Annotated in this window: 26 protein-coding genes; 12 read left to right on the top strand and 14 right to left on the bottom strand. The window is 67.4% G+C overall.

The features are described 5' to 3' along the window. Positions 1-481: 481 nt before the first annotated feature. Complete coding sequence (locus tag ABZ004_RS02140) at positions 482-826, top strand: hypothetical protein (protein ID WP_355677917.1); 345 nt, start codon at positions 482-484, stop codon at positions 824-826. Here ABZ004_RS02140 and ABZ004_RS02135 read toward each other — a convergent pair. Both ABZ004_RS02135 and ABZ004_RS02130 read right to left on the bottom strand, forming a co-directional pair. Further along, complete coding sequence (locus ABZ004_RS02135) at positions 823-3,348, bottom strand: polynucleotide kinase-phosphatase (protein ID WP_355677916.1); 2,526 nt, start codon at positions 3,346-3,348, stop codon at positions 823-825. The two genes, ABZ004_RS02140 and ABZ004_RS02135, sit on opposite strands and share 4 nt — an antisense overlap. Continuing rightward, positions 3,348-4,823, bottom strand: coding sequence for a 3' terminal RNA ribose 2'-O-methyltransferase Hen1 (locus ABZ004_RS02130; RefSeq protein WP_355677915.1), 1,476 nt, complete (start codon positions 4,821-4,823; stop codon positions 3,348-3,350). Before ABZ004_RS02130 ends, ABZ004_RS02135 begins: the two co-directional genes overlap by 1 nt. A gap of 192 nt (positions 4,824-5,015) precedes the next feature. Between ABZ004_RS02130 and ABZ004_RS02125 the strand changes: the two genes are divergently transcribed. Then, positions 5,016-6,953 carry a glycosyl hydrolase family 8 gene (locus ABZ004_RS02125; protein WP_355677914.1) on the top strand — a complete coding sequence of 646 codons (1,938 nt, stop codon included), beginning with the start codon at positions 5,016-5,018 and terminating at the stop codon, positions 6,951-6,953. Between the two features lie 456 nt (positions 6,954-7,409). Continuing rightward, positions 7,410-7,730 carry a hypothetical protein gene (locus ABZ004_RS02120; protein ID WP_355677913.1) on the top strand — a complete coding sequence of 107 codons (321 nt, stop codon included), beginning with the start codon at positions 7,410-7,412 and terminating at the stop codon, positions 7,728-7,730. 32 nt (positions 7,731-7,762) lie between these two features. Here the strand turns inward: ABZ004_RS02120 and folE are convergent, their stop codons facing one another. Further along, positions 7,763-8,395 carry a GTP cyclohydrolase I FolE gene (gene folE, locus ABZ004_RS02115; RefSeq protein ID WP_355677912.1) on the bottom strand — a complete coding sequence of 211 codons (633 nt, stop codon included), beginning with the start codon at positions 8,393-8,395 and terminating at the stop codon, positions 7,763-7,765. Between the two features lie 92 nt (positions 8,396-8,487). On the opposite strand from folE, the gene ABZ004_RS02110 reads away from it, so the two are divergent. Continuing rightward, positions 8,488-9,153, top strand: coding sequence for a helix-turn-helix domain-containing protein (locus ABZ004_RS02110; RefSeq protein ID WP_355677911.1), 666 nt, complete (start codon positions 8,488-8,490; stop codon positions 9,151-9,153). Here ABZ004_RS02110 and ABZ004_RS02105 read toward each other — a convergent pair. Then, positions 9,139-9,654: a GNAT family protein gene (locus ABZ004_RS02105; protein ID WP_355677910.1), complete on the bottom strand. Its 516-nt coding sequence runs from the start codon at positions 9,652-9,654 to the stop codon at positions 9,139-9,141. The two genes, ABZ004_RS02110 and ABZ004_RS02105, sit on opposite strands and share 15 nt — an antisense overlap. A gap of 33 nt (positions 9,655-9,687) precedes the next feature. Between ABZ004_RS02105 and ybaK the strand changes: the two genes are divergently transcribed. Then, on the top strand, positions 9,688-10,179 hold the full coding sequence (ybaK, locus tag ABZ004_RS02100) for a Cys-tRNA(Pro) deacylase (RefSeq protein ID WP_355677909.1): 492 nt from the start codon (positions 9,688-9,690) through the stop codon (positions 10,177-10,179). A gap of 7 nt (positions 10,180-10,186) precedes the next feature. On the opposite strand, the gene ABZ004_RS02095 is transcribed toward ybaK, so the two are convergent. Genes ABZ004_RS02095 through ABZ004_RS02085 form a run of 3 tightly spaced genes read right to left on the bottom strand, consistent with a single transcriptional unit; the run spans position 10,187 to position 12,979 of the window. Continuing rightward, a complete protein-coding gene (locus ABZ004_RS02095; RefSeq protein WP_355677908.1) occupies positions 10,187-10,981 on the bottom strand; it encodes an ATP-binding cassette domain-containing protein in 795 nt (264 codons plus the stop codon). Beyond that, positions 10,978-11,961 carry an ABC transporter permease gene (locus ABZ004_RS02090; protein WP_355677907.1) on the bottom strand — a complete coding sequence of 328 codons (984 nt, stop codon included), beginning with the start codon at positions 11,959-11,961 and terminating at the stop codon, positions 10,978-10,980. Before ABZ004_RS02090 ends, ABZ004_RS02095 begins: the two co-directional genes overlap by 4 nt. 4 nt (positions 11,962-11,965) lie before the next feature. Continuing rightward, positions 11,966-12,979, bottom strand: coding sequence for a substrate-binding domain-containing protein (locus ABZ004_RS02085; protein ID WP_355677906.1), 1,014 nt, complete (start codon positions 12,977-12,979; stop codon positions 11,966-11,968). Between the two features lie 161 nt (positions 12,980-13,140). Between ABZ004_RS02085 and ABZ004_RS02080 the strand changes: the two genes are divergently transcribed. Beyond that, positions 13,141-14,151 carry a LacI family DNA-binding transcriptional regulator gene (locus tag ABZ004_RS02080; protein ID WP_355677905.1) on the top strand — a complete coding sequence of 337 codons (1,011 nt, stop codon included), beginning with the start codon at positions 13,141-13,143 and terminating at the stop codon, positions 14,149-14,151. 63 nt (positions 14,152-14,214) lie between these two features. Here ABZ004_RS02080 and ABZ004_RS02075 read toward each other — a convergent pair whose 3' ends face one another. Both ABZ004_RS02075 and ABZ004_RS02070 read right to left on the bottom strand, forming a co-directional pair. Next, the gene (locus ABZ004_RS02075) at positions 14,215-16,290 is read right to left on the bottom strand and encodes a phosphocholine-specific phospholipase C (protein ID WP_355677904.1); all 2,076 of its coding nucleotides are present in this window, start codon (positions 16,288-16,290) and stop codon (positions 14,215-14,217) included. Positions 16,291-16,355: 65 nt separating this feature from the next. Further along, entirely contained in the window at positions 16,356-17,441 is a 1,086-nt protein-coding gene (locus ABZ004_RS02070; protein ID WP_355677903.1) for a 3-deoxy-7-phosphoheptulonate synthase, read from the bottom strand. A 283-nt stretch (positions 17,442-17,724) separates the two neighbouring features. On the opposite strand from ABZ004_RS02070, the gene ABZ004_RS02065 reads away from it, so the two are divergent. The 4 genes from ABZ004_RS02065 to crcB all read left to right on the top strand — a co-directional run bounded on the left by ABZ004_RS02065 (position 17,725) and on the right by crcB (position 19,652). Beyond that, positions 17,725-18,081 carry a hypothetical protein gene (locus tag ABZ004_RS02065; protein ID WP_355677902.1) on the top strand — a complete coding sequence of 119 codons (357 nt, stop codon included), beginning with the start codon at positions 17,725-17,727 and terminating at the stop codon, positions 18,079-18,081. A 76-nt stretch (positions 18,082-18,157) separates the two neighbouring features. Then, a complete protein-coding gene (locus ABZ004_RS02060) occupies positions 18,158-18,814 on the top strand; it encodes a histidine phosphatase family protein (protein ID WP_355677901.1) in 657 nt (218 codons plus the stop codon). A 17-nt stretch (positions 18,815-18,831) separates the two neighbouring features. Then, complete coding sequence (locus ABZ004_RS02055) at positions 18,832-19,293, top strand: CrcB family protein (protein WP_355677900.1); 462 nt, start codon at positions 18,832-18,834, stop codon at positions 19,291-19,293. Beyond that, complete coding sequence (gene crcB, locus ABZ004_RS02050; protein ID WP_355677899.1) at positions 19,290-19,652, top strand: fluoride efflux transporter CrcB; 363 nt, start codon at positions 19,290-19,292, stop codon at positions 19,650-19,652. Before ABZ004_RS02055 ends, crcB begins: the two co-directional genes overlap by 4 nt. Here the strand turns inward: crcB and ABZ004_RS02045 are convergent. Beyond that, positions 19,649-20,578, bottom strand: a complete 930-nt coding sequence (locus ABZ004_RS02045) for a MerR family transcriptional regulator (RefSeq protein ID WP_355677898.1) — start codon at positions 20,576-20,578, stop codon at positions 19,649-19,651. The two genes, crcB and ABZ004_RS02045, sit on opposite strands and share 4 nt — an antisense overlap. Positions 20,579-20,752: 174 nt before the next feature. Between ABZ004_RS02045 and ABZ004_RS02040 the strand changes: the two genes are divergently transcribed. Continuing rightward, the gene (locus tag ABZ004_RS02040) at positions 20,753-21,034 is read left to right on the top strand and encodes a WhiB family transcriptional regulator (protein WP_166665744.1); all 282 of its coding nucleotides are present in this window, start codon (positions 20,753-20,755) and stop codon (positions 21,032-21,034) included. Between the two features lie 266 nt (positions 21,035-21,300). Here ABZ004_RS02040 and ABZ004_RS02035 read toward each other — a convergent pair whose 3' ends face one another. The 4 genes from ABZ004_RS02035 to ABZ004_RS02020 all read right to left on the bottom strand — a co-directional run bounded on the left by ABZ004_RS02035 (position 21,301) and on the right by ABZ004_RS02020 (position 24,837). Further along, on the bottom strand, positions 21,301-22,203 hold the full coding sequence (locus ABZ004_RS02035; protein ID WP_355677897.1) for an ABC transporter permease: 903 nt from the start codon (positions 22,201-22,203) through the stop codon (positions 21,301-21,303). After that, entirely contained in the window at positions 22,190-22,996 is an 807-nt protein-coding gene (locus ABZ004_RS02030; RefSeq protein ID WP_355677896.1) for an ABC transporter ATP-binding protein, read from the bottom strand. The genes ABZ004_RS02035 and ABZ004_RS02030 overlap by 14 nt, the downstream gene beginning before the upstream one ends. A 31-nt stretch (positions 22,997-23,027) precedes the next feature. Continuing rightward, on the bottom strand, positions 23,028-24,101 hold the full coding sequence (locus ABZ004_RS02025) for an ABC transporter substrate-binding protein (protein WP_355677895.1): 1,074 nt from the start codon (positions 24,099-24,101) through the stop codon (positions 23,028-23,030). A gap of 283 nt (positions 24,102-24,384) precedes the next feature. After that, positions 24,385-24,837: a PLD nuclease N-terminal domain-containing protein gene (locus ABZ004_RS02020; protein WP_355677894.1), complete on the bottom strand. Its 453-nt coding sequence runs from the start codon at positions 24,835-24,837 to the stop codon at positions 24,385-24,387. A 187-nt stretch (positions 24,838-25,024) separates the two neighbouring features. On the opposite strand from ABZ004_RS02020, the gene ABZ004_RS02015 reads away from it, so the two are divergent. Further along, the coding region (locus ABZ004_RS02015) for an FAD-dependent oxidoreductase (protein WP_355677893.1) at positions 25,025-26,111 on the top strand (1,087 nt) is incomplete at its 3' end.

Raw genomic sequence — 26,111 nt, 5'->3', positions numbered from 1 at the left:
CCCCCGACCCCGGCGACGCAGTCCGACCCCGCCGACCCCGGCGACGCAGCCCCGCCTCGGCGACCAACCGCTCCCTGGCTCACATGTCTGGCGGGATCCGCGTAGCTGCGCCCTTCCCTGGTCGAGACGGTGGGTGTCAAGGGTCGAAGATCCCGCAGGGACGCCGAAGGCGCCCTTGATACCCGCCGGCTCGACTAGAATAATCCCGCAGCGGAGACCGCCCACCAGCTGATCCTTCGCGGTGGATGCGAGCGCATCACCGATGACCCAGGCGTACCGACGGACATGAGGTATCCCCCAAAACCACCGTCACCCCACCCACCCCAAGCGCAACCCCCGCCCTCAAACCAGACACCTCATGTCCGTCGGCACACCCCCGCCCGACCAGGCCCCGCGCATGGACGCTCAATCAGGCAACGGGCCCACCGAACCCTTGCCGGCCGCCGAGGTGATGGGCTGGGGGCTGGCTAGGGTTTGGGGGGTGGAGATCATCAGGTTGAACCTTGTGCCCAGCGGGCCGGTCTCGCGGTTCGGGAGTGAGGGGTTCTCGGTCGCCGGGGTCGGGCGGATCCAGGCTGGGCATCTCGCCTGTCTTCGGTTGGCAGCGGATGGGCGGATCGGGCGCCATCCGGCGGTGGGTCGTCAACTGCTGTTGCTGGTCAGCGGTGACGCAACGGTGAGCGGCGACGACGGCGCACCGGTCGAACTGATGCCAGGCGAGGTCGCAGTGTGGGCACCAGGTGAGAGCCACGAGACCACCTCCGACGCGGGCATGACAGCGTTCGTCGTCGAAGGTGAAGTAGAGCTCTCACCCGGTGTGAGCTAAAGCCGAGGGTCCACCGGCTCGGATTCCAGCGCCAGGACGGCGAAGACGCATTCGTGGATTCGCCAGAGGGGTTCGCCGCGGGCGGCGCGTTGGAGGGACTCCAGGCCGAGGGCGTACTCCCGGAGCGCCATCGACCGCTTGTGACCCAGGTTCCGGCCGCGAAGCCGTTCGAAGTTCGCCGGTTCGGTGTAGTCAGGCCCGTAGATGATCCGCAGATACTCCTGCCCACGAACCTTCAACCCCGGTTGAGTCAGCCCCTTCTTCAGACGGACCAGGTTCGCGGCCGGCTTGACCACCATGCCCTCGCCGCCCGCGCCCGTCAGCTCTTCCCACCAAGCGATTCCGGCATCCCACGAGTCGGCGTCGACAAACATCCGCCGCGTCGCAGTGATCAGCGAGGAATCGGCCGCAACCATCCGGTCCGCGACAGCGAGATGCCAGGCATGAGGCTTGTCCTCGTACGTCGTACCTTCGGAAGCCAGCACCTGGAAAGGCGCGACCCGCACGCCATCCAGCCCCTCCGTCGGCCAGCAATACCGGCGATACGCCTCGCTGAAGAGCGACGCGTTGACCGTACGCCGTTGCGTCCGCGCCAGCAGCTCGCCGACATCGAGTCCCGCCGCCACGGCTGACTCCAGACCAGCAGTTGCCGCGGGCAACGCCGTACGAGCTGCTGCGCCCACAGCGGCGTACTGGTGTTTGAGTAGATCGACGGCCTTCGCACTCCACGGCAGAAGCTCCGCGTCGAGAAGGAGCCAGGACGTATCGAGCTCGTCAAAGAGCCCGGCCTCCAACGCGACAGCGCGGAGTCGCAGCAGAAGCTCGCCCGTCAGCGCCGCATCGAAGAACGACCGCCCGGTCCGAGTGTGAACAGCGCCTCGCCCAGCAAGCCCGAAGCGCTTCTCAGCCACGTCGTCGTCCCGCGTCAGCAGTACGACGGCGCGCGAACCCATGTGCTTCTCCTCGCACACCAGCTCCGTGACGCCGTCCGCCTTGTAGGCCTCGAATGCCTGCGAAGGATGCTCCAGCAGCCCAGGGATCGGCGAGGTCGCGACCGGGCTCATCGTCGGCGGCAGGTAGAGCAGGAACCGCGGATCGATCGCGAACCGGCTCATCACCTCGAGCGCCGCACCAGCCTGCTCGGCGCGGATACTCAGCCGCCCGTGCGTCGCGGTCTCGACCACCCGGCGGCCGGTGACGTCGGTGATGTCCAGTACGTCGGGCTCGCGACCCGGAGCGCTTGCCACATGCAACGGTTTCGCGGGCTCGTAGTACTGCTCGAAGGCTTCGACCGCGACCAGCTCGCGCTCGGGGTAGCGCAGCGCGGTGAGCGAACCGCCGAAGACGCAGCCGGTGTCGAGGCAGATCGTGTTGTTGATCCACTCCGGGACGGGCGTCGGGGTGTGTCCGTAGACGACCATCGCGCGACCGCGGTAGTCGTTCGCCCACGGGTAGCGCACGGGCAGGCCGAACTCGTCGGTCTCCCCCGTCGTCTCGCCGTACAGGCAGAACGCGCGAACCCGGCCGGAGGTGCGGCCGTGCATCCGCTCCACCAGGCCGGCGTGCGAGACCACCAGATTGCCGCGGTCGAACACATAATGCGAGACGAGCCCGTAGATGAACCTGTCGACTTCCTCCCGGAACTCCGGCGTCTCGGCGGCAAGCTGCGCGAGCGATTCCTCGAGCCCGTGCGTGAGCTTGACCTTCTTACCCCGCAGGGCTTTGAGCAACTTGTCCTCATGGTTCCCCGGCACACAATAAGCATTGCCCGAAGCAACCATCCCCATCACCAACCGCAGCACCCCCGGAGTATCCGGCCCCCGGTCCACCAGGTCTCCAACAAACACAGCCTGACGGCCCGCACAGTGTGCATCTACAGCTCGACCTTCTGCATCACGGACGATGGTGTAGCCGAGTTGCATCAACAGCTGTTCGAGTTCGGCGCGGCAGCCGTGGATGTCGCCGATGATGTCGAAGGGGCCGGTCTGGTCGGTGAGGTCGTTGTACAGCTTGGTGCGTTCGATGCTGACGGCATCGATCTTCTCCACACCGTCGAGGATGTGGATGTGCCGGAAGCCTTCGCGCTTCAAACCCCGAAGACCGCGGCGCAACTGCTGCTGCTGGCGCCGCACGACATGCGGCCCGAACTGCCGATCCGGCCGCTGCTCGTTCCGTTCGACCGCCACCCGCTCGGGCACGTCGAGAACGATGGCGACCGGCAGTACGTCGTACTCGCGAGCCAGCGCGACCAGCTGCTTCCGTGATTCCGACTGCACGCTGGTCGCATCGATCACCGTCAGCTTGCCGGCCGCGAGTCGCTTCGCCGCGATGAAGTTCAGCACCTCGAACGCGTCCTTGCTGACCGACTGATCGTTCTCGTCGTCCGAGACGAGACCGCGGCAGAAGTCGCTGGAGATCACCTCCGTGCCGAGGAAATGCTTACGCGCAAAGGTGGATTTGCCCGAGCCACTCACGCCGATCAGGACGATCAGGCTCAGCGCCGGGACAGTGATGCGCTCCATCAGATCGCCTCCTTCAGATCGGAGTCCGTACGCCGGGAGGCGTCGACTCGGCGGAACAGAGCCAGCTGCGTCGGCGGCCCGACCTCCGGATCATCCGGTCCGACCGGACGGAAGGAGACCTCGTACCCATAGGTCCGGCAGACCCCAGCAGCCCACTCCTGGAACTCGGAACGGGTCCACTCGAACCGGTGATCCGGATGCCGGAAAGCACCAGCTGGAAGGGTTTCGAAGCGCACGTTGTGCTCGGAATTCGGCGTGGTGACGACGACGCTGCCGGGTTGCGCCGCACCGAAGACCGCCTGGGCGAGAGCGGGCAGGCGAGGTGGGTCGACGTGCTCGATCACCTCCATCAGTACGGCGGCGTCGAGCCCGGTGAGTCGCGCATCGGCGTACGTGACGGACGACTGGAAGAGCCGCAGCCGTTCGCGTTTCCGGTCCGACATCTCGTCGACGTGCAGCCGTCGTTCGGCGTACGTCAGAGCTCGCGAGGAGACGTCGGCCGCGACCACCTCAGTGAACGAAGAATCCTTCAACAGTTGGGCAACCAGCACCCCCTCACCACACCCCAGATCAGCAACCTTGCGAGCACCGATCTCCCGCAGAAGCTCAACCACAGCGGTACGCCGTTGAACCGCCAGCGACACAGGCTTCTCAGCGTCAGAAGCAGCTACTGAATCGTCGCCGACCTCGGCGTCCGACTCGTCGGCGGCAGCCTCGGTGCCGTCTGCTTCGACGAGGCGGTCGAGGGCTTCGAGGGCCGAGTCGGTCAGGCGTTTGCGGTGGGCCAGGTAGCGCCGGGAGATCAACTCGCGGTCCGGGTGCGTTCCGAGCCACCCTTCGCCCGCGCGGACGAGTTTGTCGACCTCGTCGGACCCGACCCAGTAGTGCTTCGCGTCGTCGAGCACCGGCAGCAGCACATAGAGGTGGTGCAGCGCATCGGCGAGCCGCACCGAACCGGTCAGCCGCAGATCGACGTACCGGGAATCACCCCACTCAGGAATCGAGGGATCGAGCGGTACAGGCCGTGCGTCCACGGACCAGCCGAGTGGGCCGAAGAGCCGTTCGGCCATCGCTGCACCACCACGGCACGGGAGCGCAGGCACCCGGATCTCCAGCTCGATCGACCTGGCCGCCAGTTCAGGACGGGCATCGCAGCGGCCGAGCATCGCCGTACGGAAGAGTTTGCCGACCGCGACGGCGAGCAGGCTGGACGCGGCGTACGGGCGGTCGTTGACGTACTGCCCGAGCGTGAACCCCTCGCCGGACCGTCCACGACCCGAGCGCACCAGCGCGATCGGGTCGACCTCCAGCAGTACGGCGACCGTGCAGCGCTCGTCAGTGGCTTCCGGGTAGAACACATGCGCCGTACCGCCGGCCACCTCCAAGGACTGCGGTCGCGCCGGGTTCTTGTGCAACAAGAACCCGAGGTCGGTCGCAGGAGCGCCAAGGCCGGCTGAGGTGGTACCGATCGTCACGAACACTTCCGCATTCGATCATGCAAGCCGCTCACCGGCCGCCTCATTTACCGCCGACTCATTTGCTGCCCGACCATTTGGCACCGAGGTCTTGCACTCCTCCGATCGGGCCTCTACCTTCAGCTAAATCGTTAGGAAAGTTTCCTAACGGTTAACGAATGTCCCGCCCCCACCGCCCGGAGGTCACCGCCGATGTCCTATCTACTCCGAGGGCTGGCCGCTGCCGCGGTCGTCACCGCCGCCCTGGTCGCTCAACCGATCTTCGCCCCCTCAGCCTCGATGGCTGCCGACTCGCTGCTCTCCCAGGGGAAGCCGGCCACCGCGTCGTCGGTCGAGAGTAGCTCCCTCGACGCCGCGAAGGCCGTCGACGGCAACTCGTCCACCCGCTGGGCCAGCGCCGAAGGCCACGATCCCGAGTGGATCCGGGTCGACCTCGGCGCGACCGCCACCATTTCGCGGGTCAAGCTCAACTGGGAAGCCGCCTACGGCAAGTCGTACAAGATCCAGACCTCCGCCGACGGATCGGCCTGGACCGACGCGTACTCGACCACGACCGGCAACGGCGCGATCGACGATCTGACCTTGTCGGGCAGCGGCCGCTACGTACGCGTCTACGGCACCGCCCGCGGTACGTCGTACGGCTACTCGCTCTACGACCTCGAGGTCTACGGGACGACCGGCGGCGGCACGGGCGACACCACGCCACCCAGTACGCCGGGCAGTCTCGCGGTCATCGGGACGACCTCGAACAGCGTGTCGCTGTCCTGGAACGCGTCCACGGACAACGTCGGCGTCACCGGTTACGCCGTCTCCCGCAACGGCACGGAGATCGCCACTGCCACCGGCACGACCTTCACCGACACCGGGCGCGCCGCCTCGACCAGCTACACGTACACGGTCAAGGCACGCGACGCCGCCGGCAACACGTCCGGGGCCAGCAACACCGTCACCGCGACCACCCAGGCCGGCGGCGGCAGCGGACCGGGGGTGCCGTTCGGCAGCCACCAGTTCCCGTACGCCGCCGGCATGCTCACCCCGTCGGGCAGTCAGGCCACCCTCGACCAGAAGGTGGTGGACTACTACAACTCCTGGAAGTCGGCCTTCGTCAAGCAGAACTGTGGCAACGGCTGGTACCAGATCATCTCGCCGGACGCCGATCACCCGTACGTCGCCGAGGCGCAGGGCTACGGCATGGTGATCACCGCGACGATGGCCGGTGCCGACCCGAACGCCAAGACGATCTTCGACGGCCTGGTCAAGTACATGCTGGCGCACCCCTCGGTGAACAACGCCGACCTGCTGGCCGCCGAGCAGGACACCTCCTGCAAGAGCGTCAACGGCTCCGACAGCGCGACCGACGGGGACATGGATGTCGCCTACGGCCTGTTGATGGCCGACAAGCAGTGGGGCAGCACCGGGACGTACAACTACAAGCAGCTCGCGGTGAAGCACATCAACGCGATCAAGGCGAGCGAGATCAACCCGAACACCAACCTGCTCACGTTCGGTGACTGGAGTACTTCCGGCGACTCGACGTACAACATGTCCCGGACGTCGGACTGGATGATCGACCACTTCCGTGCCTTCAAGGCGGCCACTGGCAACTCTGCCTGGGACACCATCCGTGCCAAGCACCAGACGGTGACCACCTCACTGCAGGCGAACTACGCGTCGGCCACCGGACTCCTGCCCGACTTCGTGATCAACACCAACTCCAGCCCGAAGCCGGCTGCCGGTCAGGTCCTGGAGGACCCGAACGACGGTCAGTTCTGGTGGAACGCCTGCCGCGACCCGTGGCGGATCGGCGCCGACGCGGTGACCAGTGGCGACAGTGCTTCGCTGGCCTCGGCTCGCAAGCTCAACACTTGGATCAAGTCGAAGACCGGCGGCAATGCGAGCAGCATCGCCACGGGGTACAAGCTGAACGGCACGGCGATCGACTCCAGCAGCGACGCCGCCTTCTTCGCGCCGTTCGCGGTGACCGCGATGACGGACTCCGGCAGTCAGGCGTGGCTGGACGCGATCTGGAACAAGATGCTGACCACGCCGGTCGACACCAGCAGCTACTACGCCGCGAGCATCCAGCTCCAGGTGATGATCACCGTCACCCACAACCACTGGGTGCCTTAACCGTTTGAGGGCCAACCCACACTTTCGGGGGTTATCCCCTCAATCCGTGGGTTGGCCCTCGGTATCCACGCAGTCAACCCACAGTTTCGGGCGTTATCCCCTGAAAGTGTGGGTTGGTGCTGTTGCGGAGGTTTGTCAGGAGGTGGGTGGGTTCCCTCAGGGAGGCGGCAGAAACCTTGCTGGGTTGGGGTTTCGGGTGCCGGGCAATCTTGGCCGAAGGTTGAGACACGCGGAGTTAGGGCTGGCGTTGCGGGGGTGTTTGGTTCTAGCTTGTTTTGCAGCAGAAGAGTCGCTACAGACCGTCCTTCCCCGCTGACAGTCCGTACCGGTCCCCGGTTTGTGGCGAGACAATCGACCACGCCGACACGGGGAAAGGACCATGGCATCTCCCTCAGGCCACACCAGGGCCGACCAGTACGACGTACGCCCCACCGCCAGGACCGAAGGGTTCCGCCGGTGAAACCCCAGACCTTCGAACTCGTCCGGTACGCGGACATCAGCGGAGTCTCCGGCACCGGAACGGTCGCCGAAGGATGTGTCTTCACCGACGGATCGGTCGCCCTCCGCTGGCACGGCCAGAATCCCTCCACCGCGGTCTGGCCGGACCTCGACTCCATCCTCGCCGTCCACGGCCACTGCGGCGCCACCGTCGTCCGCTGGCTCGACGTCTCCGAGATGGAAACCGTCCCCGGCACCGACCTCCTCCCCGGCGAAGTAGCCCACATCCTCGCCACCGGCCGCCACACCCACCACCCCCCAGCAGTAGCAACAGCCTGACCCCGTACGCCGTGCCGGTTAGGCCCTGACAGTCAGCTGTTGATGCCGGTGAGGGCGAAGAATTCTTGGCGGGAGCTGGGGTTGTTGCGGAGGACGCCGTGCAGGGAGGAGGTGACGGTGCGGGAACCGGCGGCGCGAACTCCGCGCAGGGACATGCAGAGGTGTTCTGCTTCGATGACGACTCCGACGCCCTTGGGTGCGAGCTGATCCTGGAGCCAGTCGGCGACCTGCTTGGTCAACCGCTCCTGCACCTGAAGATCGCGCGCGAACAACTCCACCACCCGCGCCAGCTTCGACAACCCGAGAATGCGCTCACCCGGCAGATAGCCGACGTGGGCGACGCCTTGGAACGGCAGCATGTGGTGTTCGCAGAACGACTGCACGGGGATATCCCGCGCGAGCACCAACTCGTCGTACCCCTCGTCGTTGGGGAACGTCGTCAGCGCGAACTCCCGCGGCGTCAGCATCTCGGCGTACGCATGCGCCACCCGCCGTGGAGTATCGGCCAGATGCACGCTGTGCGGATCGCGACCGAGCGCCTTGAGCAGATCCGCGACCGCGCGTTCCGCTGCCGGCAGGTCGATCTCGGGGCGCCCGGCGACCACGTGCAAGGGGACCGCGTCCAGCTCCTCAGCGGTGAATGCTTCCGACCGGATCGTCGTCATCTGCGCTCCTCACAGCGTCGGGATGAGCCAATCAAATAGTTTAGAACTCAACCATCTATTCCGTCAACGAAAGTTGTCGATACAATACCTCGGTGGACCACGACCACCTCGCCGGCGTCCAGGCGATCGCCGCGCTGGAGGAACCGACCAGGCGACAGCTCTACGAACTCGTTACGCGCAGCCCGTCCGCGGTCAGCAAGGACGAGGCCGCCGCCGCGCTCGCCATCCCCCGGACCACCGCCGCTTTCCACCTCGACAAACTCGTCGACGGCGGACTGCTGAGCGTCGTCTACGAACGCCGCTGCGGCCGGAGCGGTCCCGGCGCCGGCCGTCCCGCCAAGCTATATCGCCGCTCAGACCTCCAGGTAGAGATCTCACTCCCCGAGCGCACGTACGACGTAGCCGCTCTCCTCCTCGCCGCCGCCCTCGCCGACGCCGAATCCAGCGGCGAGTCCCCTGCAAAAGCCCTGGCCCGCCACGCCACCGACCACGGCAGATCCCTCGGCGAATCCTCCGAAGGCGATCTCCTCCAGGTACTGAACCGTCAAGGTTTCGAGCCACATGAGGACGGCCCAGACATCTTGTTGGGGAATTGTCCGTTTCATGTGTTGGCGAAGGAGTACTCGGCGCTGGTGTGTGGCATGAATCAGCAACTGCTGGCGGGCGTGCTCGACGGGGTCGGGGATGAGGAGAGGGAGGCGGTGATCTCGCCTAGCCCCGGGCATTGCTGTGTTCGGATAAAACTAAGGGCGGAGTAGGGCGTAGATGTAGACGCCGAGGTATTTGCCGCCGATGAAGGAGCGTTCGCGGAGGAACCCTTCCTGGGTGAAGCCGAGGCGCTCGAGAGCCTTCTGTTCGCCGATGTTGCCTTCGTTGGTGAGCGCCTCGATCCGGTGCACGGTCGTGTGGCTGAACAGATAATCGATCAGCACCTTCTGCGCCGCCATCCCGAGCTTGCGACCGCGATGCTCGGGCAGTATCGCGATGCCGATCTCAGAGGTGACTCCCGCCGGCACACCACGAGGTTTCCAGGTCGCCATCCCGATGACCACGTCGTCCGCGTTCACCACCGCCACCGCCGAGGACTCCGCTGAGATGAACCCGTCGCGCTCCCACCGCCGCCGGTGCGTCCGCGGATCGATGAGCCCCGGCGACTCGAACTCCCCCAGCGCTTCCGGATCGGTGCTCAGGCGATCGAGGAACGGAAGGTCTGCTTCGGTAAAGGCCCGCAACCTCACGGGTTCCACCGCATCGTTCACAAGGGCTCCTTCGACTGGCGTTAGGCTGACGCGGTGGCGAAGAGCAAGCAGACCGGGCAGGGCACTCCGGCGACCGTAGCGCTCACCAAGGCGGGCCTGGCATTCACGACGCATTCATATGATCACGACCCCGGGGCCAAGTCGTACGGCCTCGAAGCTGCCGAGGTGCTGGGCCTTCCGACGGCTCAGGTGTTCAAGACCTTGCTCGTCGAGGTCGACGGCAAGCTCGCGGTCGGCGTCGTACCGGTCGACAAGCAACTGGATCTCAAGGCGGTCGCCGCCGCGCTCAACGGGAAGAAGGCGTCGATGGCCGACCCGGCAGCGGCCGAGCGCAGTACGGGCTATGTCGTCGGCGGGATCAGCCCGATCGGCCAGAAGCGGAGCCTGCCGACCGTGGTCGACAGCTCCGCCTCCGAACACGACACCGTCTACGTCTCCGGCGGCCGCCGCGGCCTGGACATCGGCCTCACCCCCGCCGCCCTCCTCAGAATCACCGCCGCCCACACCGCCCCCATCGCCCGCTGATCCCGATTCATCCACCGGTGACATCGGGCGGGGCACCCTCGTCGCCGATCTGCAGAGCACCGGTCATCAACGACACAACCTGACTCATCGAAGCGTCAGCAGACCGTACTACGGCGGCCCGGCGACCCAGGCGGTGCACATGGATCCGGTCGGCCAGCTCGAACACCTGCGGCATGTCATGGCTGATCAGTACGACGGGAAGCCCCCGATCGCGAATCCGCCGGATCAGGTCGAGAACCAGCCGCGACTCCTTGACCCCGAGCGCGGCCGTCGGTTCGTCCATGATCACCAGCCGGCTGCCGAACATCGCCGCCCGGGCGACCGCGACGGCCTGCCGCTGACCACCTGACAAGGTCTCCACGATCTGCCCGATGTGCTGCACGGTTTCGATGCCCAAGGCATCCAACTGCTCCTGCGCCTGCTTGCGCATCGTGGCTCGATCCAGCAGCCGGAAGACGGACCCGATCGGCCCGGTACGGCGAAGCTCCCGGCCGAGAAAAAGGTTGGTCGCGATGTCCATCGCCGGTGCCAGCGCAAGCGTCTGGTGAACCGTCTCGATCCCGGCCTTCCGTGCTTCCAACGGTGAATGGAATCGCGTCTCCTGCCCGTCGAGCAGGATCACGCCCTCGTCCGGGACGAGCGCGCCCGAGAGCGCCTTGATCAGACTCGACTTGCCGGCACCGTTGTCGCCGACGACGGCGAGCACCTCCCCGGCGTAAAGGTCGAAGTCGGCGCCGTCGATCGCGGTCACCCGGCCGTAGCGTTTGACGAGTCCCCTGGCTTGGAGTGCCGGCGTGGTCATCGGGACCTCCTGCGTGCCAGTTGGTCGAAGGAGACGGCTGCGATCACCAGTACGCCGGTCGCCACGTCCTGGTAGAGGCTGTCGATACCGGCCTGGGTCAGCCCGCTGCGCAGTACGGCGACAATGAGCGCGCCGACCACTGTGCCGCCGACGCTACCCCGGCCGCCGAAGAGGCTGGTGCCACCGATGACGACGGCGGTGATGCTGTCGAGGTTGCCGGTCTGGAAGGCGTTCGGGTCGGCGTTCGGGATCCGGCCGAGTGCCTGCCAGGCCGCGAACGCGTAGATCACGCCCGCGATCAGGTAGACGCTGAACCTGGTCCGGCCGACATGGATCCCGGTCAGCCGGGCCGCCTCGGGGTCGTTGCCCAAGGCATACACATGACGACCCCATGCGGTCTTCGCCAACGCGTACCAGGCGATCGCGAACATCGACACAGCCAGCGTCATCCCATGCGTCACCTTGATCTGACCGAACAGATAGCCGCCCTCCCCCAGAACGTTCAGCAGATCATCCGTCACCGGCCACGAATTGCCTTGGGAATAGAGCCGTCCAACCGCCAGTACTACGGTCAGCATGCCGAGCGTGACGATGAAGGGTGGCAAGTTGAGCCCGGTCACCAGACCGCCCGAAACTCCGCCCAACAGAGCGCAGACCAGAAAGCCTGCCAGCAAGGCGAGAACCGGCGCGCTTCCCCCGGTCACCAGCCGGGCGAAGAGCATCGTGCCGAGCACCATGATCGCGGCGTTGGCCAGGTCGATTCCGCCGGTCAGCACGATCAGCGTCTGACCGAGCGCGAGCGTCCCGACCACCAGCGACTGCTGGACGACGAGCGACAGGTTGTCGACGGTCAGGAAGGTGCTGGTCGTGGCGCCGAAGACGATGATCGCGACCACCAGGGCGCCGAGCGGACCGAGCGCTGGATTGTGCAGGAGGGCGTCCGCTGTGCGGCCACGGAGTTGAGAGGTTTGGGTCGACATCCCATCAGCCCCAGCAGTTCTGGGCGCCCCAGGTGGTGTCCTTGCTGTCCAGCCCGGGCAGCGGTTTGTCGGTGATCAGCTGCGCTCCGGTGTCCTGGAAACCGGCCGGCTTGCTGCCGTCCTTGCTGAAGGCAACCACTGCGTCGACTCCCCGCTCGGCCATCTTCTTCGGGAACTGCATCACCGTCGCGAGGTACTTGCCCGCCTTCACATCGGCGACGCCCTGACAGCCGCCGTCGATCGAACCAACCGCTACCTTCCCGGCCAGACCCTTCGCCGCCAGCGCAGCGACAGCGCCGCGAGCGGCCGGCTCGTTGATCGTGTAGACGGCGTTGACGCTCGCGTCGCGCTGGAGCAGGTTCTCCATCGCCGACTGCGCCTTGTTCTGGTCACCGTTCGTGGGGGCGGCTCCGATGATCGCGGGGTCGCCCTCCTTGAGGCCCATGCCCTGCAGGAAGCCACGGTGCCGTTGCTCGTCCACGGTCCCGCCCGGCGTACCGTCCATCAGCAACACCTTCGGCACGGTCTGGCCGAGGGATGCCTTGACGTACTTGCCCTCGAGTTCGCCGGCGGTCAGGTTGTTCGTCGCATAGGTCGCGTCGACGGCGTCCTTCGGGTCGGTCTCGGTGTCGAGGGCGATCACCAGGATGCCCTTCTCCTTGGCCTGTTTGAGCGCGCCGAGGATGCCGGTCGAGTTGCTCGGCGTGATCAGGATGCCCTTCACACCTTGCTGGATCAGGTTCTCGATCGCGGAGACCTGGCCCTCGTTGTCGCCGTCGAACTTGCCGGCCAGCGCGATCAGGGCGGCGCCCTTGGCGCTGGCGGCGGCCTTGGCCGAGTCGCGCAGTTTCACGAAGTACGGATTGGTGTCGGTCTTGGTGACGAGTCCGATCTTGACCGGACCGGCGCTGTCACCGCTGTCGCCACTGCCCGATTTCGTCTTGGTGCAGGCGGTGGTGCCGGCCAAGCACAGGGCCAGTACGACGACAGCCAGCCGGCGTGGAGTCTTGAGTGCCACGGATCTGCCCTCCGGGGTCGGGGCACCCGGGAACTGAACCCGGGCGGGGGTTCGAGCGAGTCGGTCCGCTCGTTCGAGCGAAGTTAGGCCCGGGCCGGAAGCGGCCGCAGCCTTTGCGCAAAGGCTTGCGCAAGACACGCTGAGCGACCACCATTTGACGGATGGTCACGATGTCCGAGGTCGCCCGCAGCGCCGGCGTCTCGGTCAGCACGGTCTCGCACGTCGTGAACGGCACGCGGCTGGTCGCGCCGGCCACCCGGGCGAAGGTGCACCGGGCGATGCGGTTGCTCGGCTACCGGCACCATCCGATCGCGCGGTCGCTGGCCGCCAGCTCGCACCAGACGATCGGCCTCGCGCTGACCGCCGCCTCCAACCCGTACTGGGTCGAGCTGATCCAGGGCATCGACGGCGAGGCGACCCGCGCCGGTCTGAACCTGATCATCGTCGACACCCGCGACGACGCGCGGCACGAAGCCGCCGCCATCGCCAACCTGCTCGCGCACCACATCGAAGGGCTGGTGATCGCGCCCGCGGCCGGCTGGAAGGACCTCACGCTGCCGCTGCTGCGCGACCATCCGGTGCCGTATGTGATCGTCGACCGCATCGATCCGGTCCTACGGGTCGACCAGGTCGGCGTCGAGAACGAGACGGCGACCGCGGCGGTGGTCGACCACCTGATCTCGCTCGGCCATACCCGGATCGGCATGGTCTCGGGAATCCCCGATCTGTCCACCAGCACCGAGCGGCTGCGCGGCTTCCGGCTGGCCCATCAGCGCGCGGACCTGCCGGTCGATCCGTCACTGGTCGTCGACGGGGCCTCGACGAGTGAAGGCGGGCGGAAGGCGGCGCTCGCGTTGCTCGATCATCCGTCGCCGCCGACCGCAGTGTTCGCGGCCAACAACAACATGACGATCGGCGCGCTCGCCGCCTTCCGCGCCGCCGGGGTGCGGGTGCCGCGCGATCTCGCGGTGACCGCGTTCGACGACTTCGCCTGGGCCGACCTCTTCAGCCCAGGCCTCACCACCGTCGCCCAACCGTCCACCGCGATCGGCGCCCGTGCGGTCCAACTCCTCCTCCGCCGCATGACGGACCCCGCCGCCCCACCCCACACCGTCCGCCTCCCCGCCGAAATCATGCACCGAGAATCCTGCGGCTGCACCCCCCGCGACTGAGCCCTTGCGTCCGAAGAAGTGGACTACACGTCCCTCCGCTTCTTCGGACGCAGGCGACGAAGGTCAGCCGGTGATGCTCGGGCGACCTGTCTCCAGGTGACCGGTGAGGCGGCGGCGGTACGTCGGGTCTTCGGCGGTCGTCACCTCGACGTCGTACCAGCCTTGGTCGGTGGGCCAGGTGAGGGTGCGGGTTTGGCGGCCGCGAACGTCTTGGGTGATTGTCCGGCTGCCGTAGCCCCGCGCCTCGAGCTTCAGGCTCAACGGCTTGGTCCCGGTGTTCTCCAGCTCGATCTTCAGCGAGGTGCCGTCCCGGCTGACCCGTACGTCGAGTCCCGCGGCGATCCCGTCGACAGACCCGGCGAACTCGACCCAGAACCGGTTCGGCCCCTGGACCGACAGCTCGAACGGCCCACTCACCGGAATGTCCTGGAACAATTGCCCGCGGACATCGAGATGCGCCGGCGCGGGCAACTCACCGCCGTACGGATAGATCGCGAAATGCGCTGCCTCATCAGCTTTGTTGCCCAGTCGCAGTTTCAGCTTGCCCTCGGCAACAAAGCCCGAAACCGACGGCTGGTAAGGCAGAGCGCGCGCTGGCCGGCGTCCAGGTTCCTGCACCGGAAGCGCCTGCGAGACGGGCGGTGTCGGCTTCCAGCGGCTGATCGGCGCCGGGATCGGACCGGGCGCGTCGACGCTCGGCTGGCGGTAGGTCTTGGTGAAGTCGAAGGCCGAGACCAGGTCGCTGCAGGCGGTCCGGCGCCACGAGCTGATGTTCGGCTCCTGTACGCCGGTGAAGCGCTCCAGGAACTGGATCACGGAAGTGTGGTCGGCGACCTGCGAGTTCACGTGCCCGCCCACCGTCCACGGCGAGACGATCGTCATCGGAACGCGCGGGCCGAGGCCGATCGGGCGCCCGGCGTACCAGTCGTCACCTTCGCCCGAGGCAGGCCGTGGTGCGACCGGCGGCGGGACGTGGTCGAAGTAGCCGTCGTTCTCGTCGAAGTTGATCAGCAGCACGGTCTTGGACCAGGTCTCGGGATCCGAGGCGATCGCGTCGAGGAGGTCGTAGACGAGGTTCGCGCTGGCGACCGGCGTCGACGAGCCGGGGTGCTCGGAGTCGACCGCGGACGGGACGAGCCAGCTGACCTGCGGCAGCGTGCCGGCCTTGATGTCCGCACGGACCCGCGGCACCAGCGACTCGGGCTCGCTGCGGTGCATCGCCTTGTAGAACAGGGCTTGGTCCTTGGCCGGCTGCAACTTGACGGCTGCTTCAAGCTGTTGAAGCGCCAGTGTCTGCTCGGCCGGCGTCTTGTCGAACAGCCGGTCGTAGAACTCCTCAGTAGTCCGGTAGCCACCCGGCACAGTACTCAGGATCCGGTGACCGAGTTCCTTGAACGTCTTGAAGTACTCCACCGCGTTGTCGGTGAAGTTGTCCCACTCCTGGTAGATCTGCCAGGAGACACCAGCCGCTTCGAGCCGTTCCGGGTACGCCGTCCAGTCGTAACCCTCGTGGTCGTATGAGTACGCCGCATTGGTGACGGCGCGCTGCGTCGTACCAGGTTCGAAGCCCGTCGTACCGGACCACAGGTAGTTCGGGTTCGGGTTGGTGGAGCCGTTCACCGAGCAGTGGTAGGCGTCGAGGATCGTGAACGTCTCGGCCAGCTCGTACTGCATCGGGATGTCGCGGCGTTCGTAGTGCGTCATGGTCGCGGCGGTCTTGGCCTGCACCCAGTCGTCGTTCCAGCCGTTGCCCCAGGCCTGGGTGGCGTCGGTGTAGCCATGCGCGAGCGCGCCGAGGTACTGGATGTCGTCCGCCTTCCGGCCAGCGTCGGCAGCCGCCTGGCGGATCGAGAACGGCAGCACCTCGCCACCGCCGGTGACCGGCTGGTGGAAGACCGGCTTGCCGTTGCGGAGGCGGAGCGGCTGACGGTCGCCGTACCCGCGGACACCACGCAGCGTGCCGAAGTAGTGGTCGAACGAGCGGTTCTCCTGCATCAGCACGATCACGTGCTCGACGGCGCGCAGGCCGCCAGGTCTCGGCGGTTGTGCCATCGCGGTGTGCAGCGACGGTGGGAGCAGCGACAGCGCTGCCCCACCGGCAGCTGAACCAAGTACGAGACGGCGGGAGATCTCAGTCATGCCCCGGACGCTAATTCACCGTCCGAGCCCTGCGGGATGGGTACGCGCGTTGATTCGCCTGAAGTTCACATGCCCGTACTACGGCGGCTCAGCGCCGCGTCGCGCAGGCCGGTCAGCACCGCCTCGGTGGTGTCCCAGCCCATGCAGGCATCCGTGATCGACTGTCCGTAGGTGAGCGGTTGCGTCGGGTCGAGATCTTGCCGCCCCTCGACCAGGAACGACTCCAGCATCACGCCGACGATCGCCTTGTTGCCGCTAGCAACCTGCTCGCCGATCTCGGCCGCGACCTCGGGCTGACGGCGGTGGTCCTTGCGGCTGTTCCCGTGGCTGGCGTCGACGACGATGCGCTCCTGCAGGCCGGCCTTGCGGAGCAGCTCCTGGGCGCCGGCGACCGAGTCGGCGTCGTAGTTCGGGCCGGAGTCCGAGCCGCGCAGTACGAGATGGCAATCCGGGTTGCCGCGGGTGTGCAGGATCGCGGGGGCGCCGTCGTGGTCGATGCCGGTGAAGACGTGTGGGACCGCGGCGGCCTTGATCGCGTCGACCGCCGTGCCGATGCTGCCGTCGGGGCGGTTCTTCATCCCGATCGGCATCGAGAGGCCGGACGACAGCTGGCGGTGCACCTGGCTCTCCACGGTCCGCGCACCGATCGCACCCCAGCCGACGGTGTCCGCGATGTACTGCGGGGTGATCGGGTCGAGGAACTCACAGCCGACCGGGAGGCCCTGGGCCAGGACTTCGAGCAGCAAGGCGCGGGCGGTGCGGAGGCCCTTGTTCACGTCGCCGGTGCCGTCGAGATCGGGGTCGTTGATCAGACCCTTCCAGCCGAGGGTGGAGCGCGGCTTCTCGAAGTACACGCGCATCACCACGAGCAGACCGTCGGAGAGCCGATCGGCGATCGGCTTCAGGCGCTCGGCGTACTCGAGGGCGGCCTTGGCGTCGTGCACCGAGCAGGGGCCGACGACAACGAGCAGGCGGTCGTCGGTGCCGTCGAGAATGTTGGTCACGGCCTCGCGACCGGCGACGACGGACTCGGCGAGCTCTTCGCTCAGCGGCAGCTCGTCGTGCAACGCGAGCGGCGTGATCAACGGGACGGTCTTCTCGATCCGCCGGTCGACGACAGATCGGGACGGGGCTTTGGACAGGGCATTCATGGTGCTGGACCTTTCCGCCGGACTTCCGCGGTCGGTCCCGTGGTCAGCGCCGGCTGTGTGCATGAGAAAAGGCAAGGACGAATGTCCTTGCCTCGAGCCGGCTGCTGGTACTTGGTTCAGGCGTCAGCAAATGGCTGAGTCGCCCGGCACCACAGCCGGCCACTCAAAAAATCGCCAATAGCAACGCTTCACGACACCGACAATAACACCCACCCCAGTAACCGCGACCATCCGATCCTCGTTGAGCCTCGCAACGACATCGTGATGTTTCCTAAGGGGTGCAGTGAGGCCGCGGACGTTCGAACTTGTCAGGTACCACGACCTGAGTGGGGTGTCCGGGACCGGTGTGGTCGCCGAGGGGTGTGTGTTCACCGATGGCTCGGTGGCACTGCGCTGGCGCGGCAACAACCCGGCGACGGCCGTCTGGCCCGACCTCGACTCGATCCTCGCCGTCCACGGCCACCACGGCGCCACCGAGGTGCGCTGGCTGGAACCACCAACTGAGCCAGAGCCGGAAAACGACCTCAACCACCTGTTCGACGTACAACACAACGTCCGCCCACCAACCGGCATCGCTGATCCGTCCGGCCTGCCGGCACCCCATCCACGCGGCTGGGCCGCCGCCCGCCACCTCCGCTGAACTGATTCCAGCCCCACCCCACCGCCCCGGTCAGGGGCCCGTCTGCTCAGCACCCTCACCTCACGGAGCCACCGCCATGGACCTCACTGCCGACCGGCCGCGCCTGCTGCCCACCCTCGACCCGTCCTGGACGACACCGCTGGGCGATCAGCGAATCTTCAACTTGTCAGGTAGAACTGGGCTCGTGACACAGATCTACCTGGTTCGGCACGGTGAGCCGGACTACACGCCCGTCGACAGCCGGGGCTGGCCCGGCATGGCGGCGGACACGGCTCCGCTCAGCCCAGCGGGCGCGAAACAGGCCGAGGCCGTCGCGGACCTGCTCAGCGGGATCGGCGCGACCTACCTGGTCAGCTCTCCGTTCACCCGGGCGCTGCAGAGCGCTGCGATCATCGGGCACCGCTTGGCGCTCGGCGTACGGGTGGACTACGACCTGCGCGACTGGCTGCCGGACAGCACGGGCTCCTGGCGCGGCACAGCCGACGTACGGGCTGCGCGGGCCGAGTTCGACGAGTACGGCGGGGAGTGGCCGGAAGGTGTCGCACGGCCGTGGGAGCCGCGGTCCAGGGTCCGGGAGCGGGCTCGGGCGGCGCTGGCCCGGCATACGGCGAGCACGGACGGGCCGGTGCTGGTGATCACGCACGCGCTGGTCATCGAGGCGCTGACCGGGGTCCCGAGCACTCCGCACGGCACGCACGAGTACTACCGCTACGACCCGGCCGACGACGCCTGACGGCATATCCTCGACCAGTGCCCGACGACGGACCCACCGACCTGCCTGCAGCTGCTGTCGGTGCGCCCGGCACCCAGTCGGCGACACTCGGGCGCCACACTCCTCCGCTGGGCCTCGTACTCGCGGTGATCGCACTCGGCGGCGTGATCGGCTCGCTAGCGCGCTACGGGCTCGCTGACGGCTTCCCACATGCGGCCGGGAGCTTCCCGTGGGCGACGTTCGCCACGAACGTCGCCGGCTGCTTCCTGATCGGCATCCTGCTCGCGCTGCTGACGCCCCTGTCGCATCCGCTGCTCCGGCCGTTCCTGGGGACGGGGATCCTCGGCGGGTTCACCACGTTCTCGACCTTCGCCGTCGACACCGACAAGCTGCTGCCGCATCACGCCGTACTGGCGCTGACCTACCTCTTCGGCACGCTCGCGGCCGCCCTGCTGGCGGCTGTCCTGGGCGAGCTCACAATCACAGCGGTACGCCGGTGAACCTTCTCCTGGTCGCGGCCGGAGCCGCCGTCGGTGCGCCCTTGCGCTACCTCACCGACAAGCACCTGGTCCATCGCCTGCTCGTCGGCACCAGCACCGGTACGCCGTTCCCGTGGGGCACCTTGGCGGTCAACGTGCTCGGCAGCTTCGTGCTCGGCCTGCTCACCGGTACGACGAATCACACGGTCACCCTGCTGATCGGCGTCGGCTTCTGCGGCGCCTTCACGACGTACAGCACCTTCGCCGCCGAAACCACCGCCCTGGCCGGCACCGGTCACCGCCTCAAGGCAACTCTCAACGCCACCCTCAACCTGGCCTTCGGCCTAGCCGCCGCCATCCTCGGCGCCGCCCTCACCTAGCGGCGGGCTGCTGCGACCAGGGCGTCGACGGCTTCGGAGAGGGAGGCGACCCAGCCGGCGGGTTCGCCGAGGGATTGCCAGCCGGGGCCGCCGATGACTAGCGAGTACGACGGGCGAGTGCGGGCCAAGGTCCGCAGCGACTCGAGGTCGGCGGTTCGCGGTGCGCTGGACCAGATGAAGACGGCGGCCGGGCGGATCCGGCGTACGGCAGCTGACAGGGAGTTGATCGGAGTCGCCGCACCGAGCGTCTGCACGCGCACCCCGCGCTCGGCGAGAGCCGCCGCCAGCGCCAGCAGCGGCAGCGCGTGGTCCTCCAGCTCGAGACAAGCCAGTACGACGGGCCGCGCGCTCTGGTCGGGTTTGTGCCGCTCGACCGCGCGCCTGGTGTGGTACCGCAGCCCGCCCGCGACCGCGTCGGTGGCGAGGTGCTCGACCTCGACGCACTCTCCGGTCCGCTCCCACTGCTCGCCGACGCCGACCAGCAGTGGCACCAGCCGGCTGGTCCAGGCCTCGACCGCACCGGACCGATCGAGGCTGCGGGCAACTTCATGGGTCAGCCGGTCGCCGTCCATCGCGTTGGCGAGCTGGAAGAGATCGGCCGACTCGACCTTCGGCGGCCGCCGGACGACGGGCGCGCGGGTGCCTTCGGCAACAGAAGTGGCCGATGTCACATTCGGTGATCGGGCGGGGTAGATCCGGTCACGAACGGTCGAGGCGGCCTCGGCGGTCGGGACGCCGGCGTTGACCAGTTTGAGCATCGCCCGGAGCCGGGCCAGATCCTCGGCGCTGTAGCGGCGATGACCGCCGGTTGAGCGTGCGCTCGGGCGCAATCCGTACCGCCGCTCCCAGCTCCGCAGGGTCGGTGCGGCGATCCCGAGCCGGCGCGCGACGGCACTCACCGTCAGGGTCTCGGTGTCGGTCGGCACGCTGTTCATGATGCCTGTTCCCAGCCTCCGGAGGGCAGAAATCGCCCCTCGCCGATAACAACTCGACCGAGTTTCGAGATAACAAGGGTTGAACTGCGCATGAGTTGAGCATAGTTTTCACCGAGCGCCCGTCCGCGCTCACGGTGAGTCAAGGAGGTTGCCATGTCGAGAGGGATGCCTCGCCTACCCCGCCCGCTCATGGATCTGTGGGACTGGCAGTCGCAGGCCGCGTGCCGCGACGTCAACCCGGAGCTGTTCTTCTCCCCCGAATCGGAGCGTGGCGTTCGCAAACGCGCTCGCGAGATGGTGGCCAAGTCGCTCTGCGGTACCTGCCCGGTCCAGCCCGAGTGCCGCCAGCACGCTCTCTCCGTCGGAGAGCCGTACGGCGTCTGGGGTGGTACGACAGAATCCGAACGGGACAACGTGGTACTTGCCGAACACAGGAAGTCCGCCTGACGGCCGGCGCAGGAAGCGGCACCCCGGTGCCCCAACCAGACCCTCCCGGGTCCGCCGGCTCACCCAGAACCGCCGGACCCGGGCCCCACCATCAGCCTGAATTCAAACCCCGGAAATTTCCGGGGGACTTTTCTGCCGATGAGTGGAATCGATGCCACGTAGAGCGCTGGAATATAAACACGCGTTGGAGCAGCCGGGCTCAGGTTGTGCGTACACACGGCAACGGCCCGGCGGGGGGCGCCGGGCCGTGCCTTGTGGGGGCGCGTTCAGGTGGACCGGGTCAGGCCTCTTGAGCGGAGTACGGAGTTTTCCAGGGGGCGGAAGACCAGGAGCTCTATGCCTACGCCGACGACGAAGATCAAGATGATGCCGGCGAAGACCAGTGAGATGTCCGACAGGGACATGCCGTCGTGGAGGTATTGGCCCAGGCCCTTGCCCAGGTCTGGTGAGGTGGCGATCAGCTCGGCTGCCATCAGCGAGCGCCAGGAGAAGGCCCAGCCCTGCTTCAGACCGCCCAGGAACCCAGGCAGCGCAGCGGGAAGCAGGATGTACCTGATGCCACCCAGCCGGGAAGCGCCGAGCGCCTTGCCGACGCGCGGCAGGATCGGCGGCACCTGGTCCAGCCCGGAGACCAGACCGTTGGCGATCGACGGTACGGCGCCGAGCAGGACGACCCAGTAGATCGCCCGGTCGTTCAGCCCGAACCAGAGGATCGCGGCCGGCACCCACGCCACCGACGGCAGGCTCTGCAGACCGGAGACGAGCGGACCGATTCCCCGGCGTACGACCTTGATGTTGGCGATCGCGAGACCGAGCGGCACCGCGATCAGCAGCGAGATGGCGAAGCCGATCACGGCCCGGTGCACCGAGACCCAGAACAGGTCGACGATGTCGCCGGTGGTGACGAGCTGCCAGATGTTCGACCAGACCGCCGACGGCGCCGGGAGCTTGTACTCCTCCCAGATCGCCGCCGCCCAGAGCGCTTGCCAGACCCCGATCAGCAGTGCGATCGCGATGATCGGCGGCAGCACCCGGGCCGCGATCCGCTTGGCGACCGCGACCGGCCCGGTCGCGCGATCCGACAGCGGGGTGTCGAGGGCGTCCAGCCCCGCGCCGACGGACTCGGTGTCAGCCCGTACGACCCGGTCCTGGGTGTCAGGCTGCGGCATGACTGCTGATCACCCTTCGCAGCTCGGCGTTGATCTCGTCGATCGTGGCGACCTCGGCCGCGCCGGTGACGCCGTCGACGGCCCACTCGCGAACGACCCGACCCGGCCGGGACGACAGCAGGACGACGCGCTGCCCGAGCCGCACGGCTTCCCGGACGTCGTGGGTGACGAACAGGATCGCCGTACGGGTGGCTTCCCAGATCCGCAGCAGTTCGGCCTGGAGTACGTCGCGGGTGATCGCGTCCAGGGCCGAGAACGGCTCGTCCATCAGCAGCAGCGACGGCTTGCGCGCGTCACCGTTGGACGTGTGGTCGGCCGTCGAAGCCAGCGCGCGAGCCAGCGCGACCCGCTGCCGCATACCGCCGGACAGCTCGTGCGGGCGCTTGTTGCCGAGTCCGCCGAGACGGACCAGCTCGAGCAGTGAGGCCGCCTTGCGACGGCGCTCCGCACGACCGACGCCGGCCATCCGCAACGGCAGCTCGACGTTCCCGGCGGCGGTGAGCCACGGCATCAACGCCGGCTCCTGGAACACCACGGCCGGCCGGGACGAACTGATATCGATCGTCCCGGACGACGCCTTGTCCAACCCGGCGACCAGGTTGAGCAGCGTCGTCTTGCCGCATCCGGAAGCCCCGAGCAGGCAGACGAACTCGCCGGGCTCGACCTGCAGCTGTACGCCGTCCAGCGCGACGACCGCCTGCTTGCCGTTGCCGAACACCTTGCCGACACCGTCGAATCTGACGGCCGGCCGCGCTTCGGTCCGAACCCGTTGTGCCTCGACTGTCGCGGTCATCTTCGCCTGCCTCTCGATGGCTTTCCGGGTCCTACTTCTTGTCCAGACCGGCGGCGTCGACCTCAGGCTTGCCGGCGGCCTTGAGTACCTCGTTCAGCAGGGTCAGGTCGGCGAAGCCGGCCACGTCCGGTGCTTCCTTGGCGATCTTGGCGCTGACCTGGTCCTTCGCGAGCTGCGGGAAGGTGGACGCGACCGGGTCGGTGGTGAGCTCGATCTTGCTGAACGCGCGATCGATCACCGGCTGCTTGAGTGCCTTGCCGGTCAGGGCGAGCAGCTGCGCGTTGACCGTCTTCTCCGCGGTCGCCTTGTCGGTGCTCGCCGCGTCGATCGAGGCGACCAGGCCGGTCAGCAGGGCCTTGACCGTCGCCGGGTGCTCCTTGAGGTACTGGGTCCGGACGATCAGCACCGTGGTCGGGAACTTCCCACCCGGCCAGAGGTCGGCCTCGTCCACCAGCACCTTCGCACCGGCGTCGATGATCAGGCGCGAGGACCACGGCTCGGGCAGCCAGGCGCCGTCGACCTCACCCTTCTTGAACGCATCCAGGGTCTGGGCGTTCTCCAGGTTGGTGATCTTGACCTTGCCGGTCAGGCCCTTCTCTTCCAGCCACTTCTTCAGCGCGACGTCCTGGGTGTTCCCCAGCTGCGGCGTGACGATGGTCTTGCCGGCCAGGTCGTCGGGCTTGGTGATGGTCGGCTTGACCACGAACTGCGCGCCACCGGAGACGGTGCCGGCGATCAGCCGGGCCGCTTCACCCTTCGACTTGGCGTAGGCGTTGATCGCCGGACCCGAGCCGACGAAGGTCGCGTCGATCGAGCCACCGAGCAGCGCGGTGACGGCGTCGCCGCCGGCGTTGAACTTGGTCGGCACCAGCTTCGTGCTGCCGAGCTCCTTGGCGAACAGGCCTTCGCCGAGGCCGATCAGCGCCGGTGCGTGGGTCACGTTCGGGAAGTACCCGAGCCGCAGTTCGGTGGCCGCCCCCTTGTCGGCAACCGGTGCCGCGTCGTCGCCGGCCTTGTCGGCCCGCGAGCAGCCGGCCACGACCAGCAGCGCGACGGCGACAGCGGCGGCCGCGACGGCGCGCGGAGTACGAGTGATGTGCTTCATTCGGCGGATCCTTCGGTCTCAACAGGACGCGCCGTGTGCTCGGCCCGCCCCGTCTGTGCGATCGGAAGAGATTGGGCCGAGGTCCCCCCTGGGCTACCGCTCTCGACCTTGAGTAAACAGCAGAAATTGAACCAACTCAATAGCCTTAGCTGTCATTCCCGCCCACATCGTGAGACCACTAATACTGCTTTTGGACGCCGATCCACCGCAAGTCATCAAGAACTGACCCAAACACTCATCATTCCGTCCGGATACCGGAATCGGGGGCTGGCGACCGGACTGATCAGCCGCGCGGGTTGTCGTCGGGTTTGGCGTCGTCGACCGGGGTGTCTTTGCCGGTCTTGTCGGTCGGGTCCGGCGTGGGCTCGACCTCGGGCTCAGGTTCCGGAGCCGGGTGTTCGGGTTTGTCGTCCGCGGCGGGGTGGTTGGAGAGGCGGGGGTCGCGGAACGGCTCGAGGGACGCCAGGAAGTCGGGGTCGTCGTCGGGGGCCAGCGGACGCGGTTTGGTGTTCGGGCGCTTCGTCGCGGGTCGGCCCGGAGTGAGTTCCTGCTCGCGCGCGTAGTACCGGACGGCCAGCAGCCAGACGATCGGGCCGGCGAACGGCACCAGGACGATCAGCAGGATCCAGATCAGCTTGGGCAGGTACGGCACGTCCTTGTCCCGCGTCTGGATGCAGGAGAACAGTGCGTAGACAGTCAGGAACAAGCTGATCAGGAACGGCAGATAACGAGCCACACCCCCACAGTACGGCTCCATCGCAGAGCACGCGGGCGAACCACCCCGCAGGTCGTACCGATCAGGCACCCGTTCGGCTCCGAACACCGACCGACCGCGCCGGACCGAGACCACGTCCTCCCCGCGGCACCGGCAGAGGAGCGACGAGGAAATTGTTCGAAACTTATGCACCGACAAGGCTTGGGCCATGAACGGTCAACGCCGCGCCGTCGCGGTCCTCGGGTCTGGCGTCGCCGGCCTGACGGCGGCCTACGTCCTCAGCCGGACCACCGACGTCACCCTCTTCGAGGCCGACGACCGGCCGGGTGGTCACGCCCACACCCACGACGTGATCGACTCCGCCGGCACCGCGCAGCGGATCGACACCGGCTTCATCGTGCACAACGAACGCGCCTACCCGAACCTGCTCAGACTCTTTGCCGAGCTAGGGATCCGGACGCAGCCGACCGAGATGAGCATGAGCGTGCACTGCGAGGGCTGTGGTCTCGAGTACGCCGGTGGCCGCGGACCGGGTGCGTTGTTCAGCCAGTGGCGCCGCACTCTCGATCCCCGGTTCCTCCGGATGCTCGTCGAGGTGCCCCGCTTCCATCGCGAGGCCCGCGCCGTGCTGGCGGCCGGCGACGACAGCCTCACCTGGGGCGACTTCCTGCGCGACCGGAACTTCTCCCCGTACTTCGTCTGGCACTTCGCCGTACCGCTGGTCTCGTGCGTCTGGTCCGCCGGTTCGGCCGACGCAGCGCTCTACCCGGCGCGCCATCTGTTCCGCTTCCTCGAACACCACGGCATGCTCACCGTCGGCGGCTCACCTCGTTGGCGAACCGTAAGCGGCGGCTCCCGCTCGTACGTCGATGCAGTGGTCGCCCAGCTAGGCACAGTGCACACGTCGACACCTGTCCGCTCGGTTCTGCGGCATGACGACTCAGTCGAGGTCATCACAGCCGACGACCGCCGTACGGAGTTCGACAGTGTTGTTGTCGCGACGCATGGCGACACGGCACTCGACCTGCTTGTCGACGCCACGCCCGAGGAGAAGGCGTTGCTCGGTGCATTCCGCTACTCGGCGAACCCGACCTGGTTGCACACCGACACGTCAGTACTGCCCGAGTCTCCGCGAGCACGCGCCTCCTGGAACTACCGGATGCGCGGCTGCCGGACAGCAGAGCCCCAGGTTCTGGTGAGCTACTGGATGAACCGCCTGCAAGCACTGGACTCAACGGACGAGCACCTGGTCACACTGAATCCCAACGGCTGGGTCGACCCGGCTTCCGACGTAC

This window comes from Kribbella sp. NPDC006257, assembly GCF_040613535.1.
In the GTDB taxonomy this organism is placed as follows: Bacteria; Actinomycetota; Actinomycetes; order Propionibacteriales; family Kribbellaceae; genus Kribbella.
Note: the sequence above shows the minus strand (reverse complement) of the source record. Positions and strands in the feature narration are given on the sequence as shown.

Bases quoted from the DNA above. Each gene is read 5' to 3' on its own strand.
- folE (WP_355677912.1), bottom strand. From the start codon at position 8,395: ATGACGACGATCCGGTCGGAAGCATTCACCGCTGAGGAGCTGGACGCG.
- ABZ004_RS02095 (WP_355677908.1), bottom strand. From the start codon at position 10,981: ATGACCACGCCGGCACTCCAAGCCAGGGGACTCGTCAAACGCTACGGC.
- ABZ004_RS02090 (WP_355677907.1), bottom strand. From the start codon at position 11,961: ATGTCGACCCAAACCTCTCAACTCCGTGGCCGCACAGCGGACGCCCTC.
- ABZ004_RS02080 (WP_355677905.1), top strand. From the start codon at position 13,141: ATGGTCACGATGTCCGAGGTCGCCCGCAGCGCCGGCGTCTCGGTCAGC.
- ABZ004_RS02030 (WP_355677896.1), bottom strand. From the start codon at position 22,996: ATGACCGCGACAGTCGAGGCACAACGGGTTCGGACCGAAGCGCGGCCG.
- ABZ004_RS02075 (WP_355677904.1), bottom strand. From the start codon at position 16,290: ATGACTGAGATCTCCCGCCGTCTCGTACTTGGTTCAGCTGCCGGTGGG.
- ABZ004_RS02125 (WP_355677914.1), top strand. From the start codon at position 5,016: ATGTCCTATCTACTCCGAGGGCTGGCCGCTGCCGCGGTCGTCACCGCC.
- ABZ004_RS02070 (WP_355677903.1), bottom strand. From the start codon at position 17,441: ATGAATGCCCTGTCCAAAGCCCCGTCCCGATCTGTCGTCGACCGGCGG.
- ABZ004_RS02135 (WP_355677916.1), bottom strand. From the start codon at position 3,348: ATGGAGCGCATCACTGTCCCGGCGCTGAGCCTGATCGTCCTGATCGGC.
- ABZ004_RS02025 (WP_355677895.1), bottom strand. From the start codon at position 24,101: ATGAAGCACATCACTCGTACTCCGCGCGCCGTCGCGGCCGCCGCTGTC.
- ABZ004_RS02060 (WP_355677901.1), top strand. From the start codon at position 18,158: ATGGACCTCACTGCCGACCGGCCGCGCCTGCTGCCCACCCTCGACCCG.
- ABZ004_RS02035 (WP_355677897.1), bottom strand. From the start codon at position 22,203: ATGCCGCAGCCTGACACCCAGGACCGGGTCGTACGGGCTGACACCGAG.
- ABZ004_RS02040 (WP_166665744.1), top strand. From the start codon at position 20,753: ATGCCTCGCCTACCCCGCCCGCTCATGGATCTGTGGGACTGGCAGTCG.